22 protein-coding genes and 1 riboswitch are annotated in these 25,500 nt (G+C 27.9%); of the genes, 5 read left to right on the top strand and 17 right to left on the bottom strand.

The window, feature by feature from the left end; translation table 11 throughout:
- Positions 1-48: 48 nt before the first annotated feature.
- The 6 genes from O212_RS0100785 to O212_RS0100760 all read right to left on the bottom strand — a co-directional run bounded on the left by O212_RS0100785 (position 49) and on the right by O212_RS0100760 (position 6,213).
- Positions 49-777 carry a GntR family transcriptional regulator gene (locus tag O212_RS0100785; RefSeq protein ID WP_024613270.1) on the bottom strand — a complete coding sequence of 243 codons (729 nt, stop codon included), beginning with the start codon at positions 775-777 and terminating at the stop codon, positions 49-51.
- A gap of 178 nt (positions 778-955) precedes the next feature.
- On the bottom strand, positions 956-1,807 hold the full coding sequence (locus tag O212_RS0100780; RefSeq protein WP_024613269.1) for a PTS system mannose/fructose/sorbose family transporter subunit IID: 852 nt from the start codon (positions 1,805-1,807) through the stop codon (positions 956-958).
- Positions 1,797-2,564, bottom strand: a complete 768-nt coding sequence (gene agaW, locus O212_RS0100775) for a PTS N-acetylgalactosamine transporter subunit IIC (RefSeq protein WP_024613268.1) — start codon at positions 2,562-2,564, stop codon at positions 1,797-1,799. Before agaW ends, O212_RS0100780 begins: the two co-directional genes overlap by 11 nt.
- A gap of 65 nt (positions 2,565-2,629) precedes the next feature.
- A complete protein-coding gene (agaV, locus tag O212_RS0100770) occupies positions 2,630-3,106 on the bottom strand; it encodes a PTS N-acetylgalactosamine transporter subunit IIB (protein ID WP_024613267.1) in 477 nt (158 codons plus the stop codon).
- 171 nt (positions 3,107-3,277) lie between these two features.
- On the bottom strand, positions 3,278-3,832 hold the full coding sequence (locus tag O212_RS0100765) for a hypothetical protein (protein ID WP_152524841.1): 555 nt from the start codon (positions 3,830-3,832) through the stop codon (positions 3,278-3,280).
- A gap of 221 nt (positions 3,833-4,053) precedes the next feature.
- Entirely contained in the window at positions 4,054-6,213 is a 2,160-nt protein-coding gene (locus O212_RS0100760; protein ID WP_024613265.1) for a Tex family protein, read from the bottom strand.
- Positions 6,214-6,376: 163 nt separating this feature from the next.
- On the opposite strand from O212_RS0100760, the gene O212_RS0100755 reads away from it, so the two are divergent.
- From O212_RS0100755 to O212_RS0100745, 3 genes are all read left to right on the top strand, one after another.
- Complete coding sequence (locus tag O212_RS0100755) at positions 6,377-6,709, top strand: hypothetical protein (RefSeq protein WP_024613264.1); 333 nt, start codon at positions 6,377-6,379, stop codon at positions 6,707-6,709.
- 81 nt (positions 6,710-6,790) lie between these two features.
- Positions 6,791-8,146: a M28 family metallopeptidase gene (locus O212_RS0100750; protein ID WP_024613263.1), complete on the top strand. Its 1,356-nt coding sequence runs from the start codon at positions 6,791-6,793 to the stop codon at positions 8,144-8,146.
- 99 nt (positions 8,147-8,245) lie between these two features.
- Entirely contained in the window at positions 8,246-8,836 is a 591-nt protein-coding gene (locus O212_RS0100745) for a metal-dependent hydrolase (RefSeq protein ID WP_024613262.1), read from the top strand.
- Positions 8,837-8,915: 79 nt separating this feature from the next.
- Here O212_RS0100745 and O212_RS0100740 read toward each other — a convergent pair whose 3' ends face one another.
- From O212_RS0100740 to O212_RS0100705, 7 genes are all read right to left on the bottom strand, one after another.
- On the bottom strand, positions 8,916-9,179 hold the full coding sequence (locus O212_RS0100740; protein ID WP_024613261.1) for a hypothetical protein: 264 nt from the start codon (positions 9,177-9,179) through the stop codon (positions 8,916-8,918).
- A 33-nt stretch (positions 9,180-9,212) separates the two neighbouring features.
- Positions 9,213-10,317 (bottom strand): peptide chain release factor 2 gene (prfB, locus tag O212_RS0100735; RefSeq protein WP_201767151.1). Its coding sequence is split into 2 segments (ribosomal slippage): positions 9,213-10,250 and positions 10,252-10,317, totalling 1,104 coding nucleotides; the frame shifts between segments, so codons are not numbered across the junction.
- A gap of 73 nt (positions 10,318-10,390) precedes the next feature.
- Positions 10,391-12,916: a preprotein translocase subunit SecA gene (gene secA / locus O212_RS0100725; RefSeq protein ID WP_024613259.1), complete on the bottom strand. Its 2,526-nt coding sequence runs from the start codon at positions 12,914-12,916 to the stop codon at positions 10,391-10,393.
- A 201-nt stretch (positions 12,917-13,117) separates the two neighbouring features.
- On the bottom strand, positions 13,118-13,645 hold the full coding sequence (gene raiA / locus O212_RS0100720; protein ID WP_024613258.1) for a ribosome-associated translation inhibitor RaiA: 528 nt from the start codon (positions 13,643-13,645) through the stop codon (positions 13,118-13,120).
- 453 nt (positions 13,646-14,098) lie between these two features.
- Positions 14,099-14,734, bottom strand: a complete 636-nt coding sequence (locus tag O212_RS0100715) for a phosphoribosyltransferase family protein (protein WP_024613257.1) — start codon at positions 14,732-14,734, stop codon at positions 14,099-14,101.
- Positions 14,707-15,690: a hypothetical protein gene (locus O212_RS0100710; RefSeq protein ID WP_024613256.1), complete on the bottom strand. Its 984-nt coding sequence runs from the start codon at positions 15,688-15,690 to the stop codon at positions 14,707-14,709. Before O212_RS0100710 ends, O212_RS0100715 begins: the two co-directional genes overlap by 28 nt.
- Before the next feature lie 12 nt (positions 15,691-15,702).
- A complete protein-coding gene (locus O212_RS0100705) occupies positions 15,703-17,946 on the bottom strand; it encodes an ATP-dependent RecD-like DNA helicase (RefSeq protein WP_024613255.1) in 2,244 nt (747 codons plus the stop codon).
- A 123-nt stretch (positions 17,947-18,069) separates the two neighbouring features.
- On the opposite strand from O212_RS0100705, the gene nagA reads away from it, so the two are divergent.
- The gene (gene nagA, locus O212_RS0100700) at positions 18,070-19,206 is read left to right on the top strand and encodes an N-acetylglucosamine-6-phosphate deacetylase (RefSeq protein ID WP_024613254.1); all 1,137 of its coding nucleotides are present in this window, start codon (positions 18,070-18,072) and stop codon (positions 19,204-19,206) included.
- A gap of 95 nt (positions 19,207-19,301) precedes the next feature.
- Here the strand turns inward: nagA and O212_RS0100695 are convergent, their stop codons facing one another.
- Genes O212_RS0100695 through O212_RS0100685 form a run of 3 tightly spaced genes read right to left on the bottom strand, consistent with a single transcriptional unit; the run spans position 19,302 to position 22,858 of the window.
- Complete coding sequence (locus O212_RS0100695) at positions 19,302-21,185, bottom strand: fructose-specific PTS transporter subunit EIIC (RefSeq protein WP_024613253.1); 1,884 nt, start codon at positions 21,183-21,185, stop codon at positions 19,302-19,304.
- A gap of 18 nt (positions 21,186-21,203) precedes the next feature.
- On the bottom strand, positions 21,204-22,109 hold the full coding sequence (gene pfkB / locus O212_RS0100690; RefSeq protein WP_024613252.1) for a 1-phosphofructokinase: 906 nt from the start codon (positions 22,107-22,109) through the stop codon (positions 21,204-21,206).
- Positions 22,110-22,111: 2 nt separating this feature from the next.
- Positions 22,112-22,858: a DeoR/GlpR family DNA-binding transcription regulator gene (locus tag O212_RS0100685; protein WP_024613251.1), complete on the bottom strand. Its 747-nt coding sequence runs from the start codon at positions 22,856-22,858 to the stop codon at positions 22,112-22,114.
- Positions 22,859-23,114: 256 nt separating this feature from the next.
- Between O212_RS0100685 and O212_RS15825 the strand changes: the two genes are divergently transcribed.
- On the top strand, positions 23,115-23,702 hold the full coding sequence (locus O212_RS15825) for a hypothetical protein (protein ID WP_152524840.1): 588 nt from the start codon (positions 23,115-23,117) through the stop codon (positions 23,700-23,702).
- A 65-nt stretch (positions 23,703-23,767) separates the two neighbouring features.
- On the opposite strand, the gene metK is transcribed toward O212_RS15825, so the two are convergent.
- A complete protein-coding gene (gene metK, locus O212_RS0100675) occupies positions 23,768-24,943 on the bottom strand; it encodes a methionine adenosyltransferase (protein WP_024613250.1) in 1,176 nt (391 codons plus the stop codon).
- 77 nt (positions 24,944-25,020) lie between these two features.
- Positions 25,021-25,137: riboswitch (SAM riboswitch) on the bottom strand.
- Positions 25,138-25,500 lie beyond the last annotated feature (363 nt).

Genomic DNA, 25,500 nt, shown 5'->3' with positions numbered 1-25,500 from the left:
AATGTCATCATTACCAGTTGTTTTAAAAATTTTTTATTTTTATTTATTTTAATTGTTATTTAACTGCACTCTGTATTTAAATTTATCTCCTCTTGCTATACTTATAGTATATTCTATTAATCTTTTATTTTCATAAGTATATCTTTCTATCTTTAAACTAGGCGCTCCTTCATTTATTTCTAAATATACGCTTTCTAGCTTATTAGTTAAGATAGGTTCAAAGTATTCTTCTGCAAATGTTAAATTTGCACTATACTCCTCTCTAAGTACATCATACATAGCTTTGCCATCTAACTTTTCTTTAGATAATTCATTAAACCTTTCAAATGGTAAATACGTAACTTCATACATCATAGGAATATCATCTGCTTTTCTTATTCTTATTAATTTATAAAGTAATTCTTCATATCCAATATTAAATTTATTTGAAAGCTTTTCCCCAGCTTCTATTATTTCAAAATTAATTATTTGAGAAGATGGCTCTCTACCTATTTTTTTCATTTCATCTGTAAAAGAATAAAATGATACTAAATCTTGGTTAACTCTTTTTGGTGCAACAAATGTGCCTTTGCCATGTAGTTTATATATATACCCATCTCTTTCTAGCTCATCCAAAGCTTGTCTTACCGTAGTTCTACTTACATCATATGTATCACATATTTCTCTTTCTGATAACAATCTATCATTTTCATTTAAACTTTTATTTATTTTATCTATGAGAATATCCATAAGTTGTAAATATAACGGTATTTTAGAACTTTTATCTATTCTTTTCACTCTTAATTACCACCTTGTTTATAAAATACCTATCTATATTCTAATTATAATCACTTATTATACTATTTTTCAATATAAATTTAAAAAATTTATAAAATTGGTAATTACCTCTATGGATTTTCATTGCAAATAGGGGGTTGTAATTAAACAACCCCCTAAAATTTATATTTTTTATTTCTTATAAGAATCCAATCCATTTGCCAATTATTCCAAGTGCAACTGTAACACCAATTAACATAACTGGTGACATACCTTTCTTAAGAAGCTTATACATTAAGAAAGTATATAATAAAGGTAAAAGATTTGGCATAACAGCATCTAAAACCCCTTCTTGAAGTTGTACTTCTGCTTTACCAGCTGTTAATACTAAAGTAGTCTTTAAATTAACCATTGAAGCTATAAGACCACCAACAACTGTTAATCCAACAATTGAAGCTGCATGTGAAATCTTTTTAGTTTGCTCTTTTAAGTTAGCAACTGCTTTAACCCCTGTATTATATCCATACTTCATTAAGAAAAATCTTAAGAAGAAATGTAATGCATTAAATAATACTAAGAATACTATTGGACCTGCAACATTTCCTTGACTTGCAAGTGAAGCTCCAATACCAACGCATATTGGAAGAGCTGTAAGCCAGAATAATGCATCTCCAATTCCGCCTAGAGGTCCCATTGTAGCAACTTTAATAGCTCTTATTGTATTTCTATCTTCTTTATTTTCTTCCATTGCTATTACAAGACCCATAATAAATGTAACTAAAAATGGATGTGTATTAAAAAATTCCATATGATCTTTCATTGAATCTGAAAGGTCTTCTTTGTTTGTATGAATTTTTTTAAGACCTGGTAATAATCCATATAACCATCCACAAGCTTGCATTCTTTCATAGTTAAATGATGCTTGAAGGAATAAAGATTTCCACACCATTGTATTTAAATCTTTATTTGTTATAACTTTATCAGTTTTAGCATTTTTATATCCTAAACTTGATGATTCTGTTGCTTGTTTATATGCTACTTTAGATGCCATCTTCATATTCCTCCTTTACAACAACTTTTTCAGTTTGATTAGATTTTGCATAGTAATCATATAGAGCTATACATAATCCAATTAAAGCAAGTGCTAAGATTGGAATATTGAAGTAAGTTACTAGTAAAAATCCACCTATTAAGAAAGCCATATATTCTTTCTTAAGCATAATTTTAAGTAACATTGCAAATCCTATAGCTGGCATTATTCCCCCCGCTACTGATAATCCATCAATTATAACTGTTGGAATTTTATCAACTATTATAGCTGCTTTATCAGCACCAAAGTAAATTGGTAAAAATGCACATATAAAGTATGATACGAATAAAACTACCATTCCCATATAGTTAATTTTATTAATGCCTTTAGTATTTGCTTCTTCTGCATACTTATCAGCTTTATGCATTACTGGTGAGAAAATAGTAAATAATAATGTAATTCCAGCTTGTGCTGCAACTGCAAATGGAACTGCAACACCAATTGCTGCTTGAGGATCAAGTTTTCCTAAAATAGCAATACTTGTTCCTATAATACCTCCTATAACAACATTTGGTGGTTGTGCACCAGCTAGTGGCACCATACCCATCCATACAAGTTCTAAAGAAGCTCCTACAATAAGTCCAGTATTCATGTCTCCAAGTATAAGTCCTACAATTGGTCCTGTTACTATTGGTCTGTGTATATGTGTTAATCCATCGAACATATCGATACCAGCTATACCAGCCCAGATAGCAATTAACAATGCTTCTACTAACATTTAAAAGTTCCCCCTTTATTAAATTTTAAAATATATTAAATTAATTAAATGAAAGCAACTTAAGTTTAAACGTATTTTTCTATGTCAACTTCAACTCTTTCGTCAGGAACTCTTCTAATTTCCACTTTAATTCCTAAGTCTATAATTTTTCTTATTGTTTTTTTATCATCTTCATCTAATGATACTGTTGATGATATTTGCTCTTTTCCTTCACTAAAGTGCATATTTCCAATATTTAATTCTTTTATTGGTACTCCACCCTCGATAAGTCTTAAAGCATCCTGTGGTGTTTTACAAACCAAGAATATTCTTTGTCTATCGGCAGCTTTGTGAATTACATTTATTGTTTTATCTATTGTAAAAAATCTTGTTTGTATTGCATCTGGCAATACCATTTCCATTAAACTTTGTTGAACTGGATCACCTGCAACTTTATCATTTGCAACTAATATTAAGTTAGCTCCTAAGTGATTTACCCAAGTCACTCCAACTTGTCCATGTATTAGACGATTGTCTACCCTTGTTAATAAAATATTTGGCATTCTAAACCCCTCCCTAATTTCAAGTGGTAATTACCACTATATTTAAAGTATAATTACTCTCTAAAAAAACTATCAACATTTTTTATAAATTCTTATTAATTTTACTAATACTCTTTACAATAATAATTATTATTATTGTTGTTTTTTATTTATTCCATATTTATTATTATTTTATGCTTTTGCTGATGTTCTAAAGAATACCTTATAACTTATTAAATTTATAAATGATATTAAAATTAAGAATATTAAAGATGTATCTACTGATATAATTTTCATCACTATACCATAAAATATTAGACTTAAAAGATACATTATCACTAAAGTATATAGATTAAATTTTTTTCTTGAGTTATTTATTATTTCTAACATTTTTTCCTCATTTAAATTTTCATTTTTATATTTTTTTGCAAAAATAACTGGAACTATTTCTCCTATTATTTTTTTACTCATTAAATCACAAAGAAATATTATAAATACTCCAATCATAGAAATTAAAAATACATTAAATGTTTCTATATTTAAATTAAGTATTGTTTCTATTAATTTAAAAGCTAAAAATAGTGTTCCTCCCACTAAAGATATTATTGGTAATGTAACAACCATCATTATAGATGATAACTTTACATTCATCTTAAAGTTTTTATCTTTATTCATATTAATAGTAAACATAAATATTGATATGAAAGTAACTAAAATCATTATTACAATTGATAGTATATATTTCATATTTTCACCCTTTCCAAGCATCCCATTACCATATATTTATTATAACACCTATTTTTTTACATTTGCAAGAAAACGTTTTCTACAAATTTTGATTATTTTCATAAAAAAATGTCTACCTATTTTATTTAAGTAGACATTTTTTATTATTTTTTTCATATTTGTTTTTTTATATTAATACATAAATTCTATATTTTTCAAAAACTTTTACTCTTTTTTTAACACTATTCAACCTCTTTCATAGAAAGGGATATTCTTTTTCTTTTTTCATCAACATCTAATACTTTAACTTTTATTATATCTCCAACTTTAACTATATCAAGTGGATGCTTAACAAACTTATTAGCCATCTGACTTTTATGAACCAATCCATCTTGATGCACTCCAATATCAACAAAAGCTCCAAAATCTGAAACATTTCTAACTGTTCCCATAAGTGTCATTCCAGATTTTAAATCTTTTAAATCTATAACTCCTGTTTTAAGTATTGGCTTTGGCATATCTTCTCTTGGATCTCTGCCTGGCTTTTGTAATTCTTTAATTATATCTTTAAGAGTAAGTTCTCCAACTTCAATCTCTTTTGAAAGATTATTTAATCCTTTTTCTTTAACTCTTTCCTCTATATCAGTTAATTTTTTATTTTTTAAGTCATCAATATTATATCCTAAAATATCTATAAGCTTCTTTGCTGCATCATATGATTCTGGATGCACTGAAGTATTATCTAAAGGATTTTTGCTTTCCATAACCATTAAGAAACCTGCACATTGTTCAAAGGCCTTTTGTCCTAATCTTTTAACTTTAAGTAATTCCTTTCTTGATTTAAATAAACCAACTTCATCTCTATAAGCTACTATATTGTCTGCAATACTTGAATTTATTCCTGATATATGAGTTAGAAGGCTTGGTGTTGCAGTATTTAAGTCTACTCCAACTTTATTTACTGAATCTTCTACCACACCATTTAAAGATTCCTCTAATCTTTTTTGTGTTACATCATGTTGGTATTGTCCAACTCCTATTGCTTTAGGATCTATTTTTACAAGTTCTGCAAGTGGATCTTGAAGTCTTCTTCCTATTGATATAGCCCCTCTAACTGTAACATCCAAATCTGGATATTCTTTACTCGCAAGTTTTGATGCTGAGTAAACTGATGCTCCTGCTTCTGACACAATAACATAAGATACTTCTTTTCCTGTTTCATCCTTTATTTCTTTTATCATTTCACTTATTACTTCTTCTGACTCTCTTGATGCAGTTCCATTTCCAAGTGATATAACATCAACATCATATTTTTTAATAAGATTTTTTAATGTATTTTTTGTTCCTTCAACATCATTTTTTGGTGCAGTTGGATATACAGCAGTGTTTTCTAAAAATTTACCCGTACTATCTAAAACTGCTATCTTACATCCAGTTCTAAAACCTGGATCATATCCCATAACTACTTTACCTTTTATAGGAGCTTGAAGTAATAATGCTTTTAAGTTTTCTTTAAATATATTTATAGCACCTTCTTCTCCCTTATCTGTAAGTTCATTTCTTATTTCTCTTTCTATTGAAGGATATATAAGTCTCTTTAAGGAATCCTTTATTGATTCACTTAATAACTTATCGGTTTCTTTATTACCCTTTAATAAATTTGATTCTAAATAATTTATTATTTTATCTTCATTTGATACTATTTTTACAGAAAGAATTTTTTCTTTTTCTCCTCTATTTATAGCAAGTATTCTATGAGGTGGTATTTTTTTTACTTCTTCACTGTAATCATAATACATCTCATATGGAGTTTGCTCTTCGCTTCCTCCTTTAGTTTCAATTAAACCTTCATTAAATACAAATGTTCTAATCCACTTTCTATACTTCGCCTCATCTGATATTACTTCTGCAACTATATCAAGTGCACCTTTTATTGCATCTTCTTTACTACTTACACCTTTTTCTTCGTTTATAAACTTCTCTGCTTCATCTTCTATATTACCTTTAAATTCTCCACTTAAAATAAGCTCACCTAAAGGTTTTAATCCCTTCTCTAATGCAATTATAGCTCTAGTTCTCTTTTTAGGCTTAAATGGTCTATATATATCTTCTACTTCTGTTAAAGTTTCAGCTTTATTTAAATTATTATTTATTTCTTCAGTAAGATTTCCTTGCTCTTCAATTAATTTTCTTACTGTTTCTTTTCTATCTTGTAAATTTCTTAAGTAAACTAATCTTTCTTCTAAGTTTCTTAAAACTTCATCAGAAAGTCCTCCAGTCATTTCTTTTCTATATCTTGCTATGAATGGAACTGTGTTTCCCCCATCTAATAATTCAATAACATTATTAATAACATTTAATTTAAGCCCAAGCTCTTTGGCTAATCTATCATTAATATTCATTTTATACCTCCATAATAAATTTTCTCTATCTTCCTATTATACCCTTACTTATAATCATAATAAACTTTTGTTTTATAATATTTACTTAATATTACATATTGTAATTATGGTAAGTTCTAGTATAATTTAAATTGTAAATATTTTCCAGAATAGAGGTGTTTTTATGAATTCTCAAGTTCAAAAAGTTATTTCTTTGCTATTAATAATTTTTATAACATTATTAACCTTTGACTATTTTAAAATAATAGTATTTTCTAACATTTTGAAAGAAGCTCTTTCTTTTTTAACTTTATCATTAATATTGATATCATCAGTTTCTGTTATAACAGGAAAAAAGGCAGGCATGCATAAATTTATAAATTATGTTATTCTTTTTGCTGCTATATTAGGAGGATTGCTTTTAATTTATAAATCTAAGACTAATTTTTTAATATATATATGCTTATTATTTACAATTGTATATGCAATCGTTGATATGCTCTATAAAAAGGCTTAACTTAAACTTAATACTGTTTTTATCATAATAATTGCAGAAATTTAATACACTTTATTAAACCAATTTATTTAGGAGAATTTAATGAAGTCAAAAGCTTATAAAATATTAACTGCTATTTCTGCAATTATTTTTATTTCTTTCTTAATTTTAAGATGTTCTATTGATTCATTTAATTCAAAAGACGTCAAAGAAAATATTTCATTTCTTTCATCAGAAGAATTTGCAGGAAGACTTTGCGGAAGTAAAGAAAATGATAATGTATCAAGCTACATATCAGAAACTTTTAAGTCTCTAGGCCTTAAGCCATTAGATAATGACTATAAAGAAAGTTTCCAAGTAGTAACCCCAGTTAAAAATAACACAAATGCTAAATTAGAAATAACTGATTCAAAAAAGGTTTTTAAAGAATTTGAATACGGAAAAGACTTTAAAGAAGATATGCTTAATTTTAAAGTTCCAAATGTAACATTATCTTCAGAAGATAGTATAAATATTTCTCCATCTTCTATTTCTTTTAGAAAAGGTAGTGATATATTTTTATTTTATGTTAGCCGAGAAGATAATTTTAATTTTAGAAGTTCCTTTGTATATGAATCGCCAATTTCTTTTGCAATTGCAATATCAAACGAGACTTATGATTACCTTTTAAAAGGCTTAAAAGAAAATTTAAAAATATCAGTAACATTACCTTATAAATTAGTAAATACAGAAACATTTAATGTAGTTGGAAAAATAGAAGGTAAAAATAGCAAAAATCCGCCATTAATTTTAACAGCACATTTTGATCATATGGGTATAGATTGCTTAAACAATGTATATTGTGGTGCTTTAGATAATGCATCAGGAACTGCTTTTTTATTAGAGCTTGCTTCTTATTTATCATCACTTCCTAAACCAAATAGAGATATTATATTTGTAGCCCTAAATGGTGAGGAATTTGGTCTTTTAGGTTCTAAAGTTTTTTCTTCAAAATATAAAGATACCTTAAAAGATGCAAAGGTCATTAATTTTGATATGATAGGTGCTAAAAATTTTCCTATTACTTTTATTAGAGGAGGTAAATCCATGGATATGCCTTCACCTTTACTTAAAGACTTTGAAAATATATGCTTAACAGCAAATGAAGACTATAATATAAAATTTGAAGATTCAAGTGATCATTCAAGTTTTATTAATAATGACTTTGATGCTTTAACTATTTCTCATTCAGATGTTAGTAAAATCCACACACCACTTGATAAAGTGGATAATATTTCTACAGATTCTGTTGATAATGTTTTCAAAGTTGTTGATAATTATTTAGTTAATGAACTTTATCCTAAAAATAAAATATTAATCTTTAATTCTACTTTACATGCTATTTCATTTATCTTATTTTTGGTACTAGGAAGTTATCCAATATTGAAAAAACTTGAAAAACATAAAAATTCACGTTAAACAACTTAATATTTATAAATAAATTTTGGAATACTTGGCATATAACTCTATAATGTGTATACTATGATTAACTAATTATTTTAAAAGGTGCTATAAGATATGACTAGAGAAACACATTCATCAGGAGGATTCTTTATTGCTCTTATTACATTAAATACTTTTATTACAAAATATCTAATAAATTATAATTTAGGTTATGCATTATTATCTATAATAATATTTTTCTACACTTCTTATGTTGGTTCACTTTTCCCAGATATAGATATGAAAAGTTCTTTTATTAGTAAAAGACATCCTTTTATATCAAGGCTATTTGGAAGAAGATTTAGACATAGAGGTTTTACTCATAGCCTAATATGTGTTTTTATTATATTTTTTGCATTTCAAGTTTTTATAAAAACGAGCAATAATAACATTATAGTTTTAAGTATGTGCTACGGCTTTTTATTAGGATATATATCTCACCTTTTTCTTGATTTATTAACTAAAGAAGGAATAGAGCTTTTTTATCCTATTAAAGCTAATATAAGTATTTTCTTTATTAAAACTAATTCCAATGGAGAAAAATATTTTAATAGAGTTCTAAAATTTTTAACAGCATTAACTTTAATATATAGCTTTTATATTATAAGCAAAAATGTTTTTGATGTTAATCTTTTAGATTTATTAAAAATTAAATCTTTAACTTAAAATTTGATTAAATTAACTTTTAAATTATAAAGGTGAAATTAAAATACATAAAATATTATTTTAATTTCACCTTAAATTTTTATATTTCTTTTATATTTTCTATTTTACATATACAATCTTTTAAATCTTCAAGTCTAAGCTCTTCAACATAAAGTATAACTTTATATTTTTCACCCTTATATTCTAAATTTATAACTTTTTCATCACCAATTTCTTCTTTTTCATTTATCTTATTTTCTTTAATAAATTCCTTAAAAGATACTCCACTAAAAAAAGTTTCCCAAAATTCTTTTAAAGTTATTTCTTTGTTTAAATATTCTTTCTCTAACTGTTCCTTATACATCTTTATACCTTCTTCCATAGTTAATTATAAAATTTAATTTAATTCACTTGATAAATACGCATTTATGAATGAATCAATTTCCCCATCCATAACTGCCTGAACATTAGATGTTTCTTCTCCAGTTCTATGATCTTTAACCATATTATATGGATGAAATACATATGATCTTATTTGACTTCCCCATCCCATATCTTTAAGTTCACCTGTTAAGTCTTCTATTTTTTCTTTATGTGCCCTATCTTTTAATTCAATAAGCTTTGATTTTAACATGTTCATTGCTGTATCTTTATTGGCAAATTGGCTTCTTTCATTTTGACACTGAACTACTATTCCAGTTGGTATATGAGTTATTCTAATTGCTGATTCAGTCTTATTAACATGTTGTCCACCAGCTCCACTTGCTCTAAAAGTATCAATTTTTAAATCATCAGTTCTAATATCTATATCTTGATCTTTTGTAAGTTCTGGTAAAACTTCAACTGATGCAAATGATGTTTGTCTTTTACCATTTGCATTATAAGGTGATATTCTAACTAATCTATGAATTCCCTTTTCAGCTTTTAAATATCCATATGCAAAGTCACCTTTTACTTTTAATGTAACACTTTTTATACCAGCTTCATCACCTTGTATTAAATCTAGAGTTTCAATTATAAATCCTTTTTTTTCACACCATCTTGTATACATTCTTAAAAGCATTTCCGTCCAATCATTGGCATCAGTACCACCTACTCCAACATGAAGCGTAAGTATTACATCATTTTTATCATATTCGCCTGATAACATTATTTCTATTCTATATTCTTCAGCTAATTTATCTAATTCCTTTATTTCTGAAATTATTTCATTTATTGATTCATCATCATCTTCTTCCATAATTTCATTTAAAACTTCTATGTCTTCTATTTTTCGTTCTAATAAATTAAATCTTTCTAATCTTGATTTTAAAAATTTACTTTCTTTTGTTACTTCTTCAGCTTTTTTTATATCATCCCAAAATCCTGATTCTTGCATTTTAAGATCTAATTCTTGAATTTGCTTCTCTAAAACTTCCTTGTCAAAGTGAAGCCCTCATTTCATCTATTTTTGACTTCAAACTTGGCATTTTAGATAATGCTTTTTCAAGTTCTATTCTCATATAAAATCACCTCTATCTTTATAATCTTAAAGAGCATCGTTATTTGAAATAACGATGCCCATAATTTTAAACTTTATACTTCTCTACCACAACAATTTTTAAATTTCTTTCCACTTCCACATGGGCAAGGTTCATTTCTTCCAACTGTTACTTCTTTTCTTACTGGCTCTCTTTTTTTAGAGCTTTCTCCTTCTCCACCACCAGCATGAACTGCTTGTGTTTCCTTAGCAACTCTTTCTCTTTCTTCTGGTGCTTTTTCCATTTGGACATGGAATAAATACTTAACAGTATCTATTTTTATAGCTTCGATCATTTCATCAAACATAGCACTACCTTCAACTTGATATGCTTGAACTGGATCTTGTTGCTTAAATGCTCTAAGTCCAATACCTTGCTTTAAGTGATCCATGTTATCAATATGATCCATCCATTTTATATCAACATTTTTAAGAAGTACAACTCTTTCTATTTCTCTAAGTTTTTCTTCTCCAAATTCATCTTCTTTGCCTTTATATATTTCTAATGCAATATTAGTAAGTTTTTCTTTTATTTCATCATTTGAAAGGTCTAATAAATCATCAATCGTTATTCTATTTGCTGGAAGGCATATATCATCTAAATAAAGAATTAAATTTTTAAATTCTTTTTCATAATTATCTTCAGATCCTGTAATATGTGAATCAACTGCATCACTTATTACTTCTTTTATCATTTCTTCAACTTGTTCTTTTAAGTTTTCACCTTCAAGAACTTGACTTCTTTGTTTGTATATGACTTCTCTTTGCATATTCATAACATCGTCATAACCTAACAGATTTTTTCTTATGTCAAAGTTATGTCCTTCAACTTTCTTTTGAGCACTTTCTATTGATCTTGTTATTATTTTACTCTCAATTGCATCATCTTCTTCTAAACCAAGCTTATCAACCATAGCATGTGTTTTTTCTGACATAAATATTCTCATTAAATCATCTTCTAATGAAACGAAGAATGTTGATTCCCCAATATCTCCTTGTCTTCCTGAACGTCCTCTAAGCTGATTATCTATTCTTCTTGATTCATGTCTTTCAGTACCAATTATTTTAAGTCCACCAACTTCTAATGCACCTTCTCCTAGTTTAATATCAGTACCTCTACCAGCCATGTTTGTTGCTATAGTTACTGATCCAACTTCTCCTGCATCAGCAATAATCTCAGCTTCTTGCTCATGGTATTTAGCATTTAAGACTTTATGCTTAATTCCCTTTTTCTTTAAAAGAGCTGATATTATTTCTGATTTTTCTATACTTGATGTACCAACAAGTACTGGTTGACCTTTAGCATGAGCTTTTTCTATTTCATCAACTATAGCATTATATTTTCCACTAGCTGTTTTATATACTATATCATCATTATCAACTCTTTGAATTGGTCTATGTGTTGGAACTACAATAACATCTAATCCATAAATTTCTCTAAATTCATTTTCTTCTGTTAAAGCAGTACCTGTCATACCTGATAATTTATTGTACATTCTGAAATAATTTTGGAATGTTATTGTCGCTAAAGTTTTTGATTCTCTTGCTATTTTAACCCCTTCTTTAGCTTCAATAGCTTGGTGAAGACCATCTGAATATCTTCTACCTTCCATAAGTCTTCCTGTAAATTCATCAACTATTATAACTTCTCCATCTTTAACCATATAATCTTTATCACGTTTCATTACATAATTAGCTTTTAATGCTTGAGTTACATAGTGTTGTAATTGCATATTTTCAGCATCTGCATAGTTTTCAACTTTAAATGCTTTTTCTGCTTTTTCTATACCTTCTTCTGTAAGCATAGCAGCATTTGCTTTTTCATCTATAGTATAATCTTTTTCTTCAACTAAAGTTTTTACAAAATAATCTGCAACTTTATAAAACTCTGTTGATTTCTCTCCAGCACCTGAAATTATAAGAGGAGTTCTAGCCTCATCTATAAGAATTGAGTCAACCTCATCCACTATTACAAAGTTAAGTCCTCTTTGAACTCTTTCTTCTTTGTAAACAACCATGTTATCTCTTAAATAATCAAATCCAAATTCATTATTAGTTCCGTATGTTATATCAGCATTATATGCCTCTCTTCTTTGATTATTGTTTAAATCATGAACTATAACGCCTGTTGTTAATCCTAAGAATTCATAAACTTGACCCATCCACTCTCTATCTCTGGCAGCTAAGTAATCATTAACTGTAATTACATGAACTCCATCTCCTGATATTGCATTTAAATATGCAGGAAGTGTTGCAACTAATGTTTTACCTTCACCAGTTTTCATTTCTGCAATTCTACCTTGATGAAGTACTATTCCTCCTATTAATTGCTCTCTATAATGCTTCATATTTAATACTCTCCATGAAGCTTCTTTAACAACTGCAAATGCTTCAGGTAGTAAATCATCTAATGACTCTCCATTTTTATATCTCTCTTTAAATTCTTCTGTTTTTCCTCTAAGTTCTTCATCGCTTAATGCTCCCATCGCTGAATCTAAACTTTCTATTTTATCAACTAACGGTTTTATTCTTTTTACTTCTCTTTCACTATATGAGCCAAATAAGGCTTTAAATATTCCCATATATTCATCCTTTCAAACACTATAAGTAAGTACTAGTATTTTTCTATTTATATATTAGTATACATTTATAAATTATACCATTTTTAATTAATATATTTCAACTTTCTAAGCTTTTATTAATATTTTTTAAAATTAAAAAGCTCTATAAAGAAGTTTCACCTTCTTTATAGAGTCTATGATTTACTTATTAAATTTTATGTTTTACTTATATTCTGGTTCTAATAATCCATAATCTCCATCTTTTCTCTTGTATAATACGCTTATTTCATTAGTTTCAGCATCTTTATAAACGAAGAAATTATGTCCTATAAGTTCCATTTGCAAAATGGCTTCTTCAACATCCATTGGCTTAACAGCGAATTTTTTTGTTTTTACGACTTCACCTTGGTGTTCGTCTTCATGAATATCTGCTGCAAGTTCTGAGAATCTTAATGAATTATTTTGCTTTCTTGCAAGTTTAGTTCTTTGTTTTCTTATTTGTCTTTCTAACTTGTCTTCTACCTTATCTATTGATTTATACATATCTTCAGTTATTTCCTCAGCTCTAAGTAAAATCCCATTGAAAGGTATAGCTACTTCTATTCTATGTCTGTTCTTTTGAACTGATAGCGTAGCCTTAGCATTTACATCACCTTCAAAGTATTTATCAAGCTTTGAAACTTTCTTCTCTACCATATCTTTTAAAGCAGGAGTTAATTCAATGTTTTTTGTTACAACTGTTACTTTCATAAGTCCAGCTCCTCTCAATACATTTAAGTTCAATTAGAAGACTTAAAATTTTTATTTATTTTATATATTTATTTTACTACTTTTATTTTGTTAAGACAAGTTAATTTTCTGAATTTACTGAAAATTCTTTTTTGTTTATTTTACATTTCATTTTTTAGTTTTTACATAATTTTTTCATAAAAAAATAATCCATATTAAAATGATGTTTTTCATCACTTTAATATGGATTATTTTTAGCAAAGTTAGCTGACCTGGTTTTTGCCCCCACACTCGCCTACTGGAGATTTCGCTACCCGGATTTAACCTCTCACTACTAACCCTCTCAAGTAAATTTCTTGGTAGGACTTACTTCTATACCGCACCATGCTCACTAGAACTTTGTCTAGCTTATGTGGATCGTTTTGCCTGCGACTGGCATCGACTTTCAACCACAGACCTAACTTTACATTAATATTATATACGACTTTTGGCAATAGTCAATATTTTTATTTTAATAGCTCCATTTTCTTTTAAAACTTTTATTCCTTCTTCAATAGTTGCACCTGTTGTAACTACATCATCAATAAGTATAAATTTCTTTCCTTTTATATAATTTACATCTTTAACTTTAAAAGAATCTTTTATATTTTCTCTTCTTTCACTTCTACTTAATTCTTTTTGAATTTTTGTATCCTTGCATTGTATTATTGTTTCTTTATACCCTAAATCTAATTTTTTAGATAATTTTTTAGCTATATATTCACACTGGTTAAATCCTCTTTTTTTCATAGATTCTTTTCCTATAGGTATATAAGTTAATATATAATCTTTATCTATATTTTTTATTTTTGTCTCTAGCATATTTACTAATATATCACCCGCTAAAAAATCTTTCTTAAATTTAAATAAGTATATTAGCTTTTTAAGTGCGCCTTTATAATATCCATAATACTCATCTTCTGTGCATAGACGAATAGTTTTTATACACTCGTCACATATTCCATCTGCCTCTACTTCATTACATACTATGCATCTGTAGGGACTTTCAAATATTATATCTAGTATACTTTCTTTTAAATGCTCTAATAACTTAAATATTCTTCTTTCCATAATTTCTTATTAAACTCCCTAGTTATTTTTTTAGAAATTTCAATTTCTTCATTTTCTTCTCTACATGCTAATATAACTTCTGAGAATTCATCTTTATTTAAAGAAACTTTTCCACACATAAATAATATTTTTTTGTGATCTATATTTTTATCATCAGCACAAATAACTATTATTCCGTTTATATTTTTGGATTCTAATATTTCTTCAATATTGTTTGTTATTAGAAATGTTGACTTATCTTTTAAATTTAATGCAGTATTTTTTGATTTTTTATAAGAACCTTTTAATATTTTAGTTCCTTTTAATATTACTTTTTTTGTGTAATATTCATAAACCATATCTACTTCTTCTTTATACGGAACATATATAACTATATTTTTGTTATTATTTTTAAACCACAATATGTATTCATATAAAATGTATGGTATATCATATCTTAAATCTATTCTTGTTGATATTACTCTTGGCTCTCTTAATATTTCATCATCATTTACATATATAGGTTTTATATCACTATAATTTATACTAGAATATAATATTATTTTTTTACAATACTTCTTTAATTTTTTATATAAACACTTAAAATTTTCTCTTGTTATATTCAAATAGTTGCTTATATCGTCTATTAATATAAGATCATAATACTTATTTAAGTTATATAAATATTTTAAGTTCATAAACACTAAATTTTTATTTTCTAAGTCATCTTTTGTAAATGTATAGTATGACTCTTTTATATTTATATAGGATATTATATTTTTATCTACTTTATCTCCTCCAAATAAATATAAAACTTTACCTTTTTTATTTACTATAGATTCTTTTATTACATCATATAAAATTTCATTTCCATGAAGCGGTTTGTTTATTATAGTCAATAATTCATCATTACTGTTTAAAAAATTAATTATTTTCTTATTAATAAAACTAATTTCTTTTTCGGCAATTTTAGCCACATTGACCACCCTCTAATCTTCATTTTCTATGATATCGTTAGCTATTATGTCTTTTATTCTATAATTAAGAGCTGAATATCTATCCATACTCTTTGTATTACTTACCATAAATTTCAACCCTTTTGGCATGCCTACAACTACAACAAGTTCCTTTGCTCTTGTTATTCCAGTGTACAAAAGATTTCTATTCATAAGAACAGGAGATCCCATAAATGAAGGTAATATAACTACTTTAAATTCACTTCCTTGGCTTTTATGAATTGTTATAGCATAAGCTAACTCTAATTCATCTAAATACACATAGTCATATTTAACTCTTCTTTCATCATCAAAAATTACTGTTATTATTTTTTCTTCTTCATCTATAGATTCAATAAATCCCATATCACCATTAAAAACTCCAACACCTTCTGGTTCTCCCTCACCTGATATTCTCGTCCATTTTAGGGAATAATTATTCTTAATTTGCATAACTTTATCCCCTTCTCTAAATATCATTTCCTTAACTTTCTTTTCTTTTTTATAATCTGCCTTAGGATTTAATATTGATTGAATTTTTTCATTTACATTATTTACTCCAAGAGTTCCTTTTCTCATAGGTGTAAGTACTTGTATATCTTTTAATCTATCCCATTTACTATTGAATTTAGGTAATCTTCTATTTATTAAATCAATAATTGTATTTAATATACTTTGAGTACTTTCTTCCTTTATGAAATAAAAATCATTTCCTTTTTTATTAAGATATGGCATTTCTCCATTATTAATTCTATGTGCATTTACTGTAATTAGACTTTCAGCACCTTGTCTAAATATTTCTTTTAATCTAACAACTTTTATAAGCCCACTATTTATCAAATCTTTTAGTACATTACCTGGACCAACTGATGGCAATTGATCAACATCTCCAACAATTATTATTCTAGTTCCAAGCTTTATTGCTTTTAATAAATTATACATTAACATTACATCAATCATTGATGCCTCATCTACAATTATTACATCTGCCTGAAGCGGATCTGATTCACCTTTTGAAAATACTGACTTATCATCCTCATCATCTCCTTGCACTCCCATATCAAGTAGTCTATGTATAGTTTTTGCTTCTCTTCCTGTAGACTCACTCATTCTCTTTGCAGCTCTTCCTGTAGGTGCTCCAAGTAAAACCTTCATACCATTTTTCTCATATATATCTAATATACATTTTATTATTGTGGTTTTACCTGTACCTGGTCCACCAGTTATTATTTCTATTCCCTCTGAAAAAGCTGCAACTATTGCTTCTTTTTGAGATTTAGCAAGTTCTATATTATATTTCTTTTCAAATAACTCTATTTCATATTCAACATCAGTGTTTATAGTTCGAAAATTTTCTATACCAAGAGTAACTATTTTATTAGTTATTCCAAGTTCACAATAATAATACGGTAATGTAAATACTGCTTCTTCTTCATTTATTTTTTCTGCTATAATTCTATTTTCAAGAACTGAATTATATATATTTTCCTCTACTATACTTTCTTTAACAACTAATGTATCACAAGAATCTTTAATTAATTTATCCTTAGGCATATATGTATTTCCTGATGCACAAAACTTATTTATTACATACTCAATTCCACTTTTCACTCTAAATGGCGATTCAGCCTCTATACCTAAACTCATAGCAATTTTATCTGCTGTCTTAAAACCAATCCCTGATATTTCTTTGCATAATATGTACGGATTATCTGAAACTATTTTCCTGGCATCTGGACCAAATTTTTTATATATTTTTATACATTGATTGTTTGTTACTCCATGTGACTGAAAAAACATTATTATATCTTTTAAATCTTTTTGTTCTATATATGATTCATATATAATTCTAAATTTCTTTTGTCCTATACCCTCTATTTCCATAAGTCTTTCTATATTGTTTTCTAAAATTTCAAAAGTTTCTTCGCCAAAATGCTTAACTATCTTTTTAGCAGTTACAGGACCTATTCCATATATTATTCCTGCACTTAAATATTTTTCTATAGCTTCTACTGAAGTTGGAAGTATTTCTTCAAATTCTTCTATTTTAAATTGTTTACCAAACTGCTTATGAACTATCCAGTCACCTTCTATCTTTACATTTTGACCTTCTTTCATAAACGGTACTGTTCCAACAGCTGTTATGGTCTCATTATTCATATTTATTTTTGCAACTGTATAACCAGTATCTTCTCCTCTAAAAACAATCGCTTCAACAAAGCCAATAATTTTTTCCATACTTTTTCTCCAAATCTTCCATATAAGTTATTTTTATTTTTCCCTGTATAATATATAATTATATCATAGAAAATTTAACATATATTTTATGTAATTTAAGATGAGAAATATGGAGGTGCTTATATGTTAATAACAAATTGTAATATAATTTTCTTAGATAGAATAGAAAATGGATCAGTTTTAATAGAAAAGGGTAAAATCAAAGAAATAAATCCAAAAAATGTACAAGATGCTGAAATTATTGATGCTAAAGGAATGTATCTCGCTCCTGGCTTCATAGATGTTCATATTCACGGTGCTGGTGGATACGATACTATGGATGGAACATATGAAGCTATAAACGAAATTGCAAAAACTATTTGTAAATTTGGTACAACTTCTTTTACTCCAACAACTATGACTGTTGCTGTTGAAGCTATAAGAAAATCTATGTCAGCTATTAAAGAAGCTAAACTTAATGGTACAGATGGTGCAAACGTACTAGGTGCACACCTTGAAGGACCATTTATAAGTCCAAATGCTATTGGAGCTCAAAACCCAAACTTTTTACAAGTTCCATCTGTTGAAACATATAATAAAATGGTTGGAGATTGTGAAGATGCAGTAGTTTCTATAACAATTGCTCCTGAAGTTCCTGGAGCTAAAGAGCTTATCAAATATTTAAGTGATAAAGGAGTTCTTTGCTCAATAGGTCATACAAAGGCTACTTATGAAGAAGCTGTTGAAGGAATTAAATGTGGATGCTCTCACTCAACACATCTTTTTAATGCTATGACTCCATTTACTCACAGAGCTCCTGGAGTTGTTGGTGCGACTTTCGATACTGATATCACAACTGAAACTATATCTGATGGTATACATATATCATACCCTGCTCTTAGAGTTGCATATAAACAAAAAGGAACTGATAAAGTTCTTTTAATAACAGATGCTATGATGGCTTGTGGCATGCCAGATGGTACTTATTCATTAGGTGGTCAAGAAGTTAAAGTTTCAGATGGTGCTGCTAGAATATTATCCGGTTCACTTGCAGGATCTATATTAACTCTTGATAAAGCAGTAAAAAATGTATATGAAAACTCAGATTATCCATTATATGAAGTTGTTAAAATGGCCACTTATAATGGAGCAAAACATTGTAAAGTAGAAGATAGAAAAGGTATTATTAAAGAAGGCTATGATGCTGATTTAATAATTTTCGATGATAATATAAATATTAAAAAAGTTATAGTAAACGGAAAAGTTGTACATGAAGCTTAATAATATATTTTTAATTTAAATAACTAATAAATTTTATAATTTATTATAAAAAAAAGAGATACTAAATTAATAGTATCTCTTTTTATATTTAAAATCTAAGCATTTTCTTTAATAGGTTTCTTTAATATAGCTAATAAGATCATTCCTACTATTGATCCTACAACTAATGCTATTAAATATCCTAATGGATTTCCTATAACAGGTACTACAAATATTCCACCATGTGGTGCTCTAAGTGAACAACCAAACATCATTGAAAGTCCTCCTGCTACTGCTGATCCAACAACACAAGCTGGTATAACTCTTAATGGATCTGATGCTGCAAATGGTATTGCACCTTCTGTTATAAATGATAATCCCATTACATAGTTAGTAATACCTGATTGTCTTTCTCTTTTTGTGAATCTATTTTTGAAGAATGTAGTACATAATGCAATTGCAAGTGGTGGAACCATACCTCCAACCATTACTGCTGCCATTATATCAAATTGACCACTAGCAAGTCCTGCTGTTCCAAATACGTAAGCTGCTTTGTTTATAGGACCTCCCATATCAATTGCCATCATTCCTCCAAGTACTATACCAAGTACAACTTTACTACTTTCACCCATTGAGTTTAAAGTGTTAGTTAATCCTGCATTTATAGCTGATACAGGTGGATTTATTAAGAATATTATAATCGCACCAATTAAAAGTATTCCAAAGAATGGATATAATAAAACTGGTTTTAAACCTTCTAAATCTTCTGGTAATTTACTAAATATTTTCTTTAAGAAAACTACTAAATATCCTGCAATAAATCCAGCAAGTAAGGCTCCTAAGAAACCTGATCCACCTTCATTAGCAAGCATACCGCCAACAAAACCTACTGCTAAAGCTGGTCTATCTCCAATACTCATTGCGATGTATCCAGCAAGTACTGGTAACATAAATGCAAATGCTGTTCCACCAACAGTTTTCAAGAATGCTGCAAATGGTGTATTCATACCAAAGTTTGCTGGGTTTATGCTATAATCATCAAATAAGAATGCTAATGCTATAAGTATACCTCCACCTATAACAAATGGTAACATATGTGATACCCCATTCATTAAGTGTTTGTATATTATATGTCCAACACCTTCTTTTTCTATACTTTCATCTCCGCCTTCAGCTTTTTTATCAGCATGATATATTGGAGCTTTTCCACTTGTTGCTTCTTCAATAAGTTCTGTTGCTTTATGAATTCCGTTTGCAACTTTAGTTTTTATTAATCTCTTTCCATCAAATCTTGCCATATCAACATTTTTATCTGCTGCTACTATTATACATTCTGCTTTTTCAATTTCTTCTTTTGTTAAAACATTTTTAGCTCCACCTGAACCATTTGTTTCAACCTTTATTGAGACTCCCATTTGCTTAGCCTTTTCTTCTAAACTCTCTGCAGCCATATAAGTATGAGCAATACCAGTTGGACATGCAGTAACTGCTAATACTTTATATCCATCTTCGCTCTTTTCTTCTTTTTCCTCTGTTTCAAACTTTTCTTTTTCTTTATCATCTATAAGTTTTAAATATTCTTCTTTACTACTTGCATTTATAAGTTTATTTCTAAACTCTTCATCCATTAATATTGTTGATAATCTTGCAAGCACATCAAGATGTAAATTATTTGCTTCCTCTGGTGCTGCTATCATAAAAAATAATTTTGCTGGCTGTCCATCTAATGAGTCAAAATCTACTCCATTCTTTACAACTATTGAACTAAGTCCTGCATTTTTTACTCCCTTTGATTTACCATGAGGTATTGCTATTCCCTCACCAATACCAGTTGTACTTAATTCTTCTCTTTTAAGCACTGCTTCTTTATAAACTTCCTTATTTAGTAGGTTTCCCTCTTTGTCCATAAGGTGAACTAATTTATCTAATGCTTCTTGTTTTGAAGTTACTTTTGAATCTAATTCAATTCCTTCAACTTTTAAAAGGTCTATAATACGCATAACGTTTCCTCCTTCTTTTTAACTTATCATTTCAAGTATTTCTTTTACTTTTTCTTTAGTTGCTAAGTCTTCTGAAAATGCACTTGCACTTCCTGTAGCTATTCCATATTTTAATGCATCTTTATAATTTTCTTTCATAATATATCCAGCAGTAAATCCTGCAACCATTGAATCCCCAGCTCCAACTGAATTTTTAACTTCTCCTTTTGGGGCCTTATGCTTCAATACATCTCCATTTTCACTTATAAGTATTGCTCCATCACCTGCCATTGATATAAGTACATTAACCGCTCCCATATCTTGAAGTTTTTTAGCATACTTAATTATTTCATCCTCTGAATTTATTGAAACATTGAACATTTCCTCAAGTTCATGTTTATTTGGTTTTATTAAGAAAGGTTTATATTTAAGTACATTTAATAATAAATCTTTTGTTGCATCTACTATAACTTTTATATCTTTATCTTTTAAATATTTCATAACATTTTCATACATATCTGATGGAAGTGTATTTGGAATACTTCCAGCTAGTACTAAAATATCACCATTCTTTATTTCATCTAGTTTTTTATATAAACTTTCTATTGATTCTTCATCAATTTTAGGTCCTTGAGCATTTATTTCACTTTCTTCTTTGCTTTTAAGCTTAACATTTATTCTTGAAATTCCTTCTTTTAGTTTTATAAATTCTGCTATACATCCAGAATTTTTAACTCTTTTTTCTATTTCTTCTCCAGTGAAACCTGCTATAAAACCAAATGCTTTATTTTCTATCCCTAAATTTCCAAGTACTATTGAAACATTTATTCCCTTTCCTCCTGGAAATATTGCTTCTTCATATGTTCTATTTACCATTCCTAAGTCAAACTCTTTAACCTTCATTATATAATCTAATGATGGATTAAATGTCATAGTATATATCATCTTTAGTTATCCTCCAATATTTCTGCATATTTCTTAAACTCTTGATGTTTAAGATTTGTTGTAATTACTGTAGCTCTATCTATTTCTGCGAATGTAACTGCTGATATATGTTCAAACTTTGAATCATCTGCAAGTATATAAGCTTCATTGCTTCTATTTACAGCTTCTCTTTTAACTAATGCCTCTTGTATATCAGGAGTTGTAAATCCTGAATCTTTATCTATTCCATTTGTTCCAAAAAAACCTTTAGTAAAGTTGTACTTCTTTAAACTATCTATAGCTTCAACTCCTATTATTGCTTCTGTAGATAATTTTAATTCTCCACCAATTATATATACTTTACATTTTTTTTGAATTAATTTTTTAGCATGTGCTATTCCATTTGTTATATATATTGCTCTATTTTCTGTTATGTAATCTGTCATAAGTTCTGTTGTAGTACCAGCATCTATATAAACAAAATCATTTTCGTTTATAAGACTTGCTGCATATTTAGCTATTTTTATTTTTTCATCTACATTTAAACCTTGTCTTACAATCACTTCATCATCTTTAGTTTCATAAGTTCTAGTTATTGACTTTGCACCACCATGAACTTTTTTAAGCTTTTTCATTTTATCTAAATGATTTAAATCCCTTCTTATTGTAGATTCAGAAGTATCCAATTCTTTAACTAATTCTGTGACTGTAATTGTGTTTTTTTCTTCTAAAAGTTTCAAGATTCGTTCAAATCTTTCTTCGGATAACATTTACATCACCTCTTTGTCTATATAATACATCCATTTTCATTCAAAGTCAATCATTTTCAGTCAAAATAATTCATATGGATATTTAACTTTATATCCACAGTTATTTTATGGAAAATACAAACTTTTATCTTATACTTACTTTAATAATAATTAAAATAAATTATTCTATAAACTAATTAAAGAAGGTGTATTATTGTTATGATTTTATGTGTAAAATCTGATGAGAAAATTCCTAGATATTTTTGTGATAAATGTTATGATTGTCATAGTGCTATCGCAGAAAGTTTATGTAAATTTAAACATAGAGGATGTTGTTTCTATTATCCCTAAGTTCAATTTATTTGACTTACAAAGAATGAATAAATCTAAAGAAGGTCAATTAGTTATTAAAAAAATATTAGAAAATAAAAATATAAAAATTTTTAATTATTATATTCAAGCAGTTGGATATTTTGATAAAGTTAACTTTGAAAAGTTTAGAGAACATACTAAAAGTAATTTATTTAAAGGAACAGATTTATCTATCCATTTTAAAGCTTGCCCTTTTGTTGAAGATGGCAAAGGATGCTCTATTCCACCTCAATTTAGGACACCAGTTTGCAATTTCTTTTTATGTAAAGAAATTAAAAATGAACTGAAAGAGAAAAATCTTCTTAAAGAATATGAAGATTCAGCTAAAGAATACTACAGGTATTATGAATTTGAAAATAAGAATTTAATAGAATTATTAGAAGAAAGAGGCTTAACACTAAAACATAATATTGAAGAATGCTTAAATTTTCTAAAAAGTATCGATTGCTATACTTGTGAATTTCCAAACTTAAAAAGTTTTATTTCAAAATAATAAAATATAATTTTATACTTCCTGTATATAAAAAAAGATGCCAAATATTTGGCATCTTTTAAAAATTATAATATTTTTTTTATTTCTTCTACTTTATTTAATTCTTCCCATGGAAGTTTAACATCAGTTCTTCCGAAATGTCCATAAGCTGCTGTTTGCTTATATATTGGTCTTCTTAAGTCTAAGTCTCTTATTATAGCACCTGGTCTTAAGTCAAACACTTTTTCTACTATATCAACTATAGTAGCTTCATCTATCTTTCCAGTTCCAAATGTATCTACTTGAATTGATACTGGTTTTGCAACTCCAATAGCATAAGCTAATTGTATTTCTAATTTATCAGCTACTCCTGCTGCTACTAAGTTTTTAGCAACCCATCTTGCTGCATATGCTGCTGATCTATCAACTTTAGTTGCATCTTTTCCTGAGAATGCTCCACCACCGTGTCTTCCCATTCCACCGTATGTATCAACAATTATTTTTCTTCCTGTTAATCCGCTATCTCCTTGTGGTCCACCAACAACGAATCTTCCTGTTGGGTTTATGAAATATCTTGTATTTTCATCTAATAATTCTGCTGGAATTACAGCTTTTATAACATGTTCTCTTAAATCAGCTTGAATTTGCTCTAAAGTAGCGCACTCATCATGTTGAGTTGAGATTACTATAGTATCTATTCTTTTTGGTTTGTCATTTTCATATTCAACTGTAACTTGAGTTTTTCCGTCTGGTCTTAAATATGATAATGTTCCATCCTTTCTCACTTCTGTAAGTCTTCTTGAAAGTCTATGAGCCATAGCTATTGGAGTTGGCATAAATTCTTCTGTTTCATTTGTAGCGTATCCAAACATCATACCTTGGTCTCCAGCACCTACTGCTTCAACCTCATCTTTTTCCCCTTGTCTTGATTCAAGTGCTTCATCAACACCCATAGCGATATCTCCTGATTGTTCATCTATAGTTGTCATTACTGAACATGTATCACAGTCAAAGCCATATTTAGCTCTATCATATCCTATTTCTCTAATTGTTTCTCTAACAACCTTAGGAATATCAACATAACAATTAGTTGAGATTTCTCCCATAACCATTACCATACCAGTAGTTGTGCATGTTTCACAAGCAACTCTAGCATGTGGATCCTTTTCTAATATAGCATCTAATACTGAATCTGAAATTTGGTCACAAATTTTATCTGGATGTCCTTCTGTAACTGATTCTGATGTAAATAATCTTCTCATTCTTTTTTCCTCCGAATTTTCTACTATTTTTGACAATAAAAAAAACCCTTCGATAAGAAGAGATTGTATTCTAATCTTTCTTATCTTGTAGAATAAACTACTGGAATTAGCACCACACACAACACTTTAACTTAAAGCATTTGTAGGTTGCTGGGCTTCATAGGGCCGTCTCCCTCCACCTCTCTTGATAAGAGCTTCTTTATTTAATTATTTTACTAATAGCGATTTTAACATATAGATTTTTAATAGTCAATATTTATATATTATATTATTTTAATTAAATATATAAATATTTTAAAATTAACTTTAAATTTAATCGATTTCTATTGAACTTATTATATTATATATATTTATTTTTAATTAACTCTTGTATTTTCTCATAATAATAGTTAGAAATCATTACTCTTTTTATTTTCAAAAACATGTTATACCTTAATTATTATTTATAATTTCAATATAGTATATTACATATTCTTCAAATTAATAGCTTAAAATAAAAAAGCACTAAGAATAATCTTAGTGCTTTGGTGGTGGAAGAAGGATTCGAACCTTCGAAG

It is taken from the genome of Clostridium sp. Ade.TY (assembly GCF_000498355.1).
In the GTDB taxonomy this organism is placed as follows: Bacteria; Bacillota; Clostridia; order Clostridiales; family Clostridiaceae; genus Clostridium.
Note: the sequence above shows the minus strand (reverse complement) of the source record. Positions and strands in the feature narration are given on the sequence as shown.